The organism is Mesorhizobium sp. M7A.F.Ca.CA.001.08.2.1 (assembly GCF_003998455.1).
GTDB classification, from domain to species: Bacteria; Pseudomonadota; Alphaproteobacteria; order Rhizobiales; family Rhizobiaceae; genus Mesorhizobium; species Mesorhizobium ciceri.
The window spans coordinates 1-759 of record NZ_RZPW01001328.1; the positions used below are offsets into that span (position 1 = coordinate 1).

The 759-nt window shown below is 64.0% G+C and carries 1 protein-coding gene; it reads right to left on the reverse strand.

What is annotated here, in order from left to right:
- The coding region (locus EN914_RS37180; protein WP_164779256.1) for a nitrite/sulfite reductase at window positions 1–692 on the reverse strand (692 nt) is incomplete at its 3' end.
- Between the last annotated feature and the right edge of the window lie 67 nt (window positions 693–759).

The window sequence follows — 759 nt, forward strand, 5'->3', positions numbered from 1 at the left end:
GTGCAGTAGGACAAAAGGTCGGCTTCCGGCAGGAAGTCGCGAATCTTGCGGGCAACCATTGGCGTGCGGCCCTGGCCGCCGCCGATATAGACGGCGAAACCGAGTTCGCCGGCGGCGTTCTTCCTCAGGTGCAGGCCGATGTCGTGGGTCTGGATGGCGGCGCGGTCGCGCTCGGCCCCCGTCACCGCGATCTTGAACTTGCGCGGCAGGAACGAGAATTCCGGATGCACCGACGACCACTGGCGCAGGATTTCCGCGTAGGGACGCGGATCGGCGACCTCGTCGGCGGCAGCGCCGGCGAAATGGTCGGCGGTGACGTTGCGGATGCAATTGCCGCTGGTCTGGATGGCGTGCATCTCGACGCTTGCGAGATCGGCCAGGATCGCCGGAATGTCCGACAGCGCCGGCCAGTTGAACTGGATGTTCTGGCGCGTGGTGAAATGGCCGTAGCCCTTGTCGTATTTGCGGGCGATGTGGCCGAGCATGCGCAGCTGCTTGCCGTTCAGCGTGCCATAGGGCACCGCGATGCGCAGCATGTAGGCATGCAGCTGCAGATAGACGCCGTTCATCAGCCTCAATGGCCGGAACTGGTCCTCGGTGATCTCGCCGGCAAGACGGCGCTGCACCTGGTCGCTGAACTCGGCGACGCGGGCCTGGACAAAATCGTGGTCGAACTCATCGTAACGGTACATGCTTGGTCTTTCAGGGCGCGTCCGCCCATGCCTGGTGTCTTGGTTATACTGCCCGCGCAGCCTGCTT